This window comes from Mycobacterium sp. E3247 (assembly GCF_001667785.1).
GTDB lineage: Bacteria > Actinomycetota > Actinomycetes > Mycobacteriales > Mycobacteriaceae > Mycobacterium.
Map to the genome: position 1 here is coordinate 1 of NZ_LZJG01000408.1, position 6,206 is coordinate 6,206.

Here is a 6,206-nt window from a genome sequence, read left to right on the forward strand (position 1 = left end):
CCCGGGGGCGGTTCGGAGGGTGGCGGATCCGAGGCGGCGCCGCAGGCGCCGAGCCAGCCGGAGCCGCAGGCCGAGTCCGCCCCGCCGGCCCAACCGGAGCCCGAGGCGCCGGCCCAGCCGGAGCCCGAGGCGCCGGCGCCGGCCCAGCCGGAGCCCGAACCCGAGCCCGCCCAGCAGAGTTCCGGTGGCGGCGACGCGACCCCGGTGTTGATGCCCGAGCTCGGCGAGTCGGTTACCGAGGGCACGGTCACCCGCTGGCTGAAGAAGGTCGGCGACTCGGTCGGAGTTGACGACGCGCTGGTGGAGGTGTCGACCGACAAGGTGGACACGGAGATCCCCTCCCCGGTCGCCGGCGTCCTGATCAGCATCACCGCCGAAGAGGACGCCACCGTCCCGGTCGGCGGGGAGCTGGCACGGATCGGCAGCGGTTCGCAGGCCGCGTCCGCTCCCACCGCGCCGCCCGCTCCCAAACCGGAACCCAAGCCGGAGCCCGCACCCGAACCACCCAAGGCCGAGGCGAAGCCCGCACCCCAGCCGGTTTCGCAGCCCGAGCCGGCGCCGAAACCTCAACCGGCGCAGGCACAACCGGCCGCCGAGTCCGGCGGCGCCGGCACGAACGGCGCGCCGTACGTGACCCCGCTGGTGCGCAAGCTGGCCACCGAGCACGACATCGACCTGGCCGGGATCACCGGCACCGGTGTCGGTGGCCGCATCCGCAAGCAAGACGTGCTCGCCGCGGCGGAGGAAAAGCAACGCCAGAAGCAGCAGGCCCAGAAGGCGCCTGCACCGGCGGCGCCTGCGGTTGACGGCAAGGCCGCCCCGGCCCCGGCGGCAGCGCCGACGCCCGCTCCGGCGCTGGCGCACCTGCGCGGCACCACGCAGAAGGCCAGCCGGATCCGCCAGCTCACCGCCAAGAAGACGCGCGAATCGCTGCAGGCCACCGCGCAGCTCACCCAGACGCACGAGGTCGACATGACCCGGATCGTCGGGCTGCGGGCCAGGGCGAAGTCGGCGTTCGCCGAGCGCGAGGGGGTCAATCTGACCTTCCTGCCGTTCATCGCCCGGGCGGTGATCGACGCGCTGAAGGTCCACCCCAACATCAACGCGAGCTACGACGAAGACTCCAAGGAGATCACCTACTACGACGCCGAGCACCTCGGCGTCACCGTCGACACCGACCAGGGCCTGCTCTCCCCCGTCGTCCACAACGCCGGCGACCTCTCGCTCGCCGGGCTCGCCCGGGCGATCGCCGACATCGCCGCGCGCGCCCGGTCGGGCGACCTCAAACCCGACGAGCTGTCCGGTGGCACCTTCACCATCACCAACATCGGCAGCCAGGGGGCGTTGTTCGACACCCCGATCCTGGTTCCGCCGCAGGCCGCCATGCTGGGCACGGGCGCCATCGTGAAGCGGCCCCGGGTGATCGTCGACGAGTTCGGCAACGAGTCCATCGGCGTCCGCTCCATCTGCTACCTCCCGCTGACCTATGACCATCGGCTCATCGACGGCGCGGACGCCGGACGCTTCCTCACCACGATCAAGAACCGGCTGGAAGAGGGCGCGTTCGAGGCCGACTTGGGTCTTTAGGAGGGCTGCCGAACCGTGGCCAAGCCCGTCATCGCCATAGCGGGGTCGTCCGGGCTGATCGGATCCGCCTTGACCGCGGCGCTGCGTGCGGCCGACCACCGGGTGCTGCGGATCGTGCGCCGGGCGCCGTCGAATTCCGACGAGTTGCACTGGAACCCCGAGAGCGGCGAATTCGACGTCGACGCGATCGGCGACGTCGACGCCGTCGTCAATCTGTGCGGCGTCAACGTCGGCCAGCGGCGCTGGTCGGGCGCCTTCAAGCAGAGCCTGCGGGACAGCCGCATCGCCCCCACCGAAGTCCTGGCGCACGCCGTGGCCGAGGCCGGGGTGCCGACCCTGGTCAACGCCAGCGCGGTGGGCTACTACGGGGACACCAAGGACCACGTGGTCGACGAAAACGACCGGGCGGGAAAGGGTTTCCTCGCCCAGCTGTGCGAGGACTGGGAAGCCGCCACGCTGCCGGCTCAGTACGGCGGCGCCCGCGTGGTGCTGGCCCGCACCGGGTTGGTCTTCTCCCCCGCCGGCGGTGCGTTGGGGCGGTTGCGGCCGTTGTTCCGGACGGGTCTGGGAGCCCGGCTGGGCAGCGGCCGTCAATACATGTCCTGGATCACGCTGGAAGACGAGGTGCGAGCGCTGCTGTTCGCCATCTCCAACCCGGCGTTGTCCGGTCCGGTGAACATGACCGGGCCCGCCCCGGTCACCAATGCCGAATTCACCACCGCGTTCGGCCGGGCGGTGAACCGACCGACCCCCTTGATGTTGCCGGGCTTCGCGGTGCGGGCCGCGCTCGGCGAGTTCGCCGACGAGGGTGTGCTCATCGGCCAGCGCGCCATCCCGTCGGCGTTGGAGCGGGCGGGTTTTCAGTTCCACCACAACACGATTGGCGAGGCGCTCGGCTACGCCACCGCCCGGCGCGACCACGACTAGGCGATCGCGAGCGCGGCGAAGCCGGGCGAAGCGGGTCGCCGTCATCAGGTCTAGCGGCGATCGCGAGCGCGGCGAAGCCGGGTCCCGACCCGCGGGAGGATCGCCCGGCGAGTACCGTCGCGAACGTGATCGATTCCATCCGGTCCAGCCGGGAGGCGATCGACGTTCGCCAGCTCGGAACCGTCGATTACCGCACCGCGTGGCAGCTGCAGCGTGAGCTGGCCGACGCCAGGGTCGCCGGCGGCAGCGACACCCTGCTGCTGCTCGAGCACCCGCCGGTCTACACCGCCGGGCGGCGCACCGAGCCGCACGAGCGTCCGCTGAACGGCACCCCCGTCGTCGACACCGACCGCGGCGGCAAGATCACCTGGCACGGGCCGGGGCAACTGGTCGGCTATCCGATCATCGGCCTGGGCGAACCACTCGACGTGGTCAACTACGTTCGGCGCCTCGAGGAGGCGCTGATCAAGGTGTGCGGCGACCTGGGGCTGGAGACGTGTCGGGTGCACGGCCGGTCCGGGGTGTGGGTGCCGGGCGACCGATCCTCCCGAGGCCGGCCCGACCGCAAGGTCGCGGCCATCGGCGTCCGGGTGTCGCGCGCGACCACGCTGCACGGGTTCGCGCTCAACTGCGACTGCGACCTGGGCGCCTTCACCACGATCGTGCCGTGCGGCATCAGCGACGCCGGCGTGACGTCGTTGTCGGCCGAGCTGGGCCGCCCGGTGCTGGTCGACGACGTCCGCGCCGCCGTCGCCGACGCCGTCAGCGACGCCCTCGACGGCGCCCTACCGGTCCGGGAACACCCCGGCACCCGCGTAGCATCGGCCATGTGACTGTCGCACCCGAAGGACGCAAGCTGCTGCGCCTCGAGGTCCGCAACGCGCAAACCCCGATCGAGCGCAAGCCGCCGTGGATCAAGGTCCGCGCCCGGATGGGCCCCGAGTACACCCAGCTCAAGGGCCTGGTCCGGCGCGAGGGGCTGCACACGGTCTGCGAAGAGGCCGGCTGCCCCAACATCTTCGAGTGCTGGGAGGACCGGGAAGCCACTTTCCTCATCGGCGGTGACCAGTGCACCCGCCGCTGCGACTTCTGCCAGATCGACACCGGGAAGCCCGCCGCGCTGGACCGCGACGAGCCCAGGCGCGTCGCCGACAGCGTGCGGACCATGGGACTGCGTTACGCCACCATCACCGGGGTGGCCCGCGACGACCTGCCCGACGGCGGGGCCTGGTTGTACGCCGAGACCGTGCGCGCGATCAAAGAGCTCAACCCGTCGACCGGCGTCGAGTTGTTGATCCCCGACTTCAACGGCGAGCCCGCGCGCCTCGCCGAGGTGTTCGGATCGCGCCCGGAGGTGTTGGCGCACAACGTCGAAACCGTGCCGCGCATCTTCAAACGGATCCGGCCGGCCTTCACCTACCAGCGCAGCCTGGACGTCATCACCGCGGCGCGCGACGCCGGGCTGGTCACCAAGAGCAATCTCATCCTCGGCCTCGGCGAAACCCCCGACGAGGTGCGCACCGCCCTCGCCGACCTCCGGGGGGCCGGCTGCGACATCGTCACCGTCACCCAATACCTGCGTCCGTCGACGCGTCACCACCCGGTCGAGCGCTGGGTGCGGCCGGAGGAGTTCGTCGAGTTCGCCCGGCACGCCGAGGGTCTGGGGTTCGCCGGGGTGCTGGCCGGGCCGCTGGTCCGGTCGTCCTACCGGGCGGGCCGGCTGTACGAGCAGGCCGCGCGCACCCGCCCCTGAGAAGGCCCCGCCGCCGTAGGCGCAGTTGTCCGCGATCCCGGTACGTATTCTTTGACTATGGCTAAACCCCGCACCGCCGCTGAGAACAAGGCCGCCCGGGCGCAGGCGCAGGCCGCGCGCAAGGCCGCGGCGAAGGAGCGCCGCGCCCAGTTGTGGCAGGCGTTCAATTTGCAGCGCCGCGAGGACAAGCGGCTGCTGCCCTACATGATCGGTGTCTTCGTGCTGATCGTGGCCATCTCGGTGGCCGTCGGCGTGTGGGCCGGCGGGCTGACGATGATCACCTTGATCCCGCTGGGCGTGGTGCTGGGCGCGCTGGCGGCCTTCATCGTTTTCGGCCGCCGCGCCCAGAAGAGCGTCTACAGCAAGGCCGAGGGCCAAACCGGCGCGGCCGCATGGGCTTTGGACAACCTTCGGGGCAAGTGGCGGGTGACACCCGGGGTCGCGGCGACCGGCCACCTGGACGCGGTCCACCGGGTCATCGGCCGGCCGGGCGTCATCTTGGTGGCCGAAGGTTCGTCGTCCCGCGTCCGCCCGCTGCTGGCCCAGGAGAAGAAGCGCACCGCGCGGCTGATCGGCGATGTGCCGATCTACGACCTCGTCGTCGGCAACGGCGACGACGAGATTCCGCTGTCCAAGCTGGAGCGCCACCTCAACCGGCTGCCGGCCAACATCACGGCCAAGCAGATGGACACGTTGGAGTCCCGCCTGGCGGCGCTGGGGACGCGTGCCGGCGCCGCCGTCCTGCCCAAGGGGCCGCTGCCCAACGCCGGCAAGATGCGCGGTGTGCAGCGCAGCGTGCGGCGGAAGTAACGCGGCGAAGCCGGGCGCCGGGGGCCGCCGCCATTGACCTCAGCGGCGATCCCAAGCGCGGCGAAGCGGGCGCCGGGGGTGCCGCCATTGACCTCAACGGCGCACGACCGCCGTTGCGGTCAGCCGGTCCTGCAGGCCGCGACCGTCCCAGTCGGTGAACAACGCGGGGACGACGGTGCCGACGAGCACGCCCCGCACCACCGCCCGGATGATCCCGACCGACGGGTGACCATCGACCGTCACCACCTGCAGGCCCAGCACCAGCTGGCCGGGGGTGAAGCTGAACAGCCGCACCGAGACGACGCCGAGCACGAACCAGACGGCCAGCACCGCCGTCGCCAACGTGTGTTCGGAGAACACACCGAAGCGCATGGCCAGCGCCGCCAGACCGTAGGAGATCAGCCAGTCGATCATCAGCGCGCCCAGCCGGCGTCCCATCGGGGCCAGGGAGCCCGGTCCGCTTTCCGGCAGGCCCAGCCTCTCGCCGGGGTAGGCGGAGCGCGGTTCCGGCGTCATCGGCGCAGACCGGCGTTCGGCTCCCCCGTCCGCGCGGTGCGCAACGGACAGAGAACGCTGCGCCGGGCTGCCGGAACGGATACGATCTTGCGATCCATGGCCCCACAATAGAACCCGCCGCCGACCCCACCTGTTCGGTGGACGACATCGGTCGCGTAACCTGCGCGCAACACGGGGTTGACTGGCGGGCAACATCTGCTCCATAGCGTCAGGCCGCGGATCTCACCAAGTAAAGGAGCATCTCTGTGACGGAAACGACGCCCGACGACGTCTTCAAACTCGTCAAGGACGAGAACGTCGAGTTTGTCGACGTCCGGTTCTGTGACCTGCCGGGCATCATGCAGCACTTCACGATTCCGGTTTCGTTTTTCGATGAGAGCGTCTTCGAGGACGGCCTGGCCTTCGACGGCTCGTCGATTCGCGGATTCCAGTCCATCCACGAATCCGACATGCTGCTCCTTCCCGACCCCGCGACGGCGCAGATCGACCTGTTCACCGAACACAAGACGCTGAACCTGAACTTCTTCGTGCACGACCCGTTCACCCTCGAGCCGTACTCGCGCGACCCGCGCAACATCGCCCGCAAGGCGGAGAACTACCTGATCAGCACCGG

At 70.8% G+C, this 6,206-nt stretch carries 7 protein-coding genes; 6 read left to right on the plus strand and 1 reads right to left on the minus strand.

Translation table 11 applies throughout. The features are described 5' to 3' along the window. The 5 genes from sucB to A9X04_RS21480 all read left to right on the plus strand — a co-directional run. On the plus strand, window positions 1-1,587 hold a 1,587-nt coding region (gene sucB / locus A9X04_RS21460), incomplete at its 5' end, for a 2-oxoglutarate dehydrogenase, E2 component, dihydrolipoamide succinyltransferase (RefSeq protein ID WP_067924752.1). Between the two features lie 15 nt (window positions 1,588-1,602). Further along, window positions 1,603-2,514 (plus strand): TIGR01777 family oxidoreductase, encoded by a 912-nt coding sequence (locus A9X04_RS21465; protein ID WP_067924755.1) that lies wholly within the window; start codon window positions 1,603-1,605, stop codon window positions 2,512-2,514. A 125-nt stretch (window positions 2,515-2,639) separates the two neighbouring features. Next, window positions 2,640-3,347 (plus strand): lipoyl(octanoyl) transferase LipB, encoded by a 708-nt coding sequence (lipB, locus tag A9X04_RS21470; RefSeq protein ID WP_067924757.1) that lies wholly within the window; start codon window positions 2,640-2,642, stop codon window positions 3,345-3,347. Further along, window positions 3,344-4,267 (plus strand): lipoyl synthase, encoded by a 924-nt coding sequence (gene lipA, locus A9X04_RS21475; RefSeq protein WP_067924759.1) that lies wholly within the window; start codon window positions 3,344-3,346, stop codon window positions 4,265-4,267. Before lipB ends, lipA begins: the two co-directional genes overlap by 4 nt. A gap of 57 nt (window positions 4,268-4,324) precedes the next feature. Beyond that, window positions 4,325-5,077, plus strand: coding sequence for a DUF4191 domain-containing protein (locus A9X04_RS21480; RefSeq protein ID WP_067924761.1), 753 nt, complete (start codon window positions 4,325-4,327; stop codon window positions 5,075-5,077). Between the two features lie 93 nt (window positions 5,078-5,170). Here A9X04_RS21480 and A9X04_RS21485 read toward each other — a convergent pair whose 3' ends face one another. Continuing rightward, window positions 5,171-5,593 carry an RDD family protein gene (locus tag A9X04_RS21485; RefSeq protein ID WP_067924763.1) on the minus strand — a complete coding sequence of 141 codons (423 nt, stop codon included), beginning with the start codon at window positions 5,591-5,593 and terminating at the stop codon, window positions 5,171-5,173. Between the two features lie 245 nt (window positions 5,594-5,838). On the opposite strand from A9X04_RS21485, the gene A9X04_RS21490 reads away from it, so the two are divergent. Continuing rightward, window positions 5,839-6,206: glutamine synthetase beta-grasp domain-containing protein (locus A9X04_RS21490; RefSeq protein ID WP_197509275.1), on the plus strand; the 368-nt coding region annotated here is incomplete at its 3' end.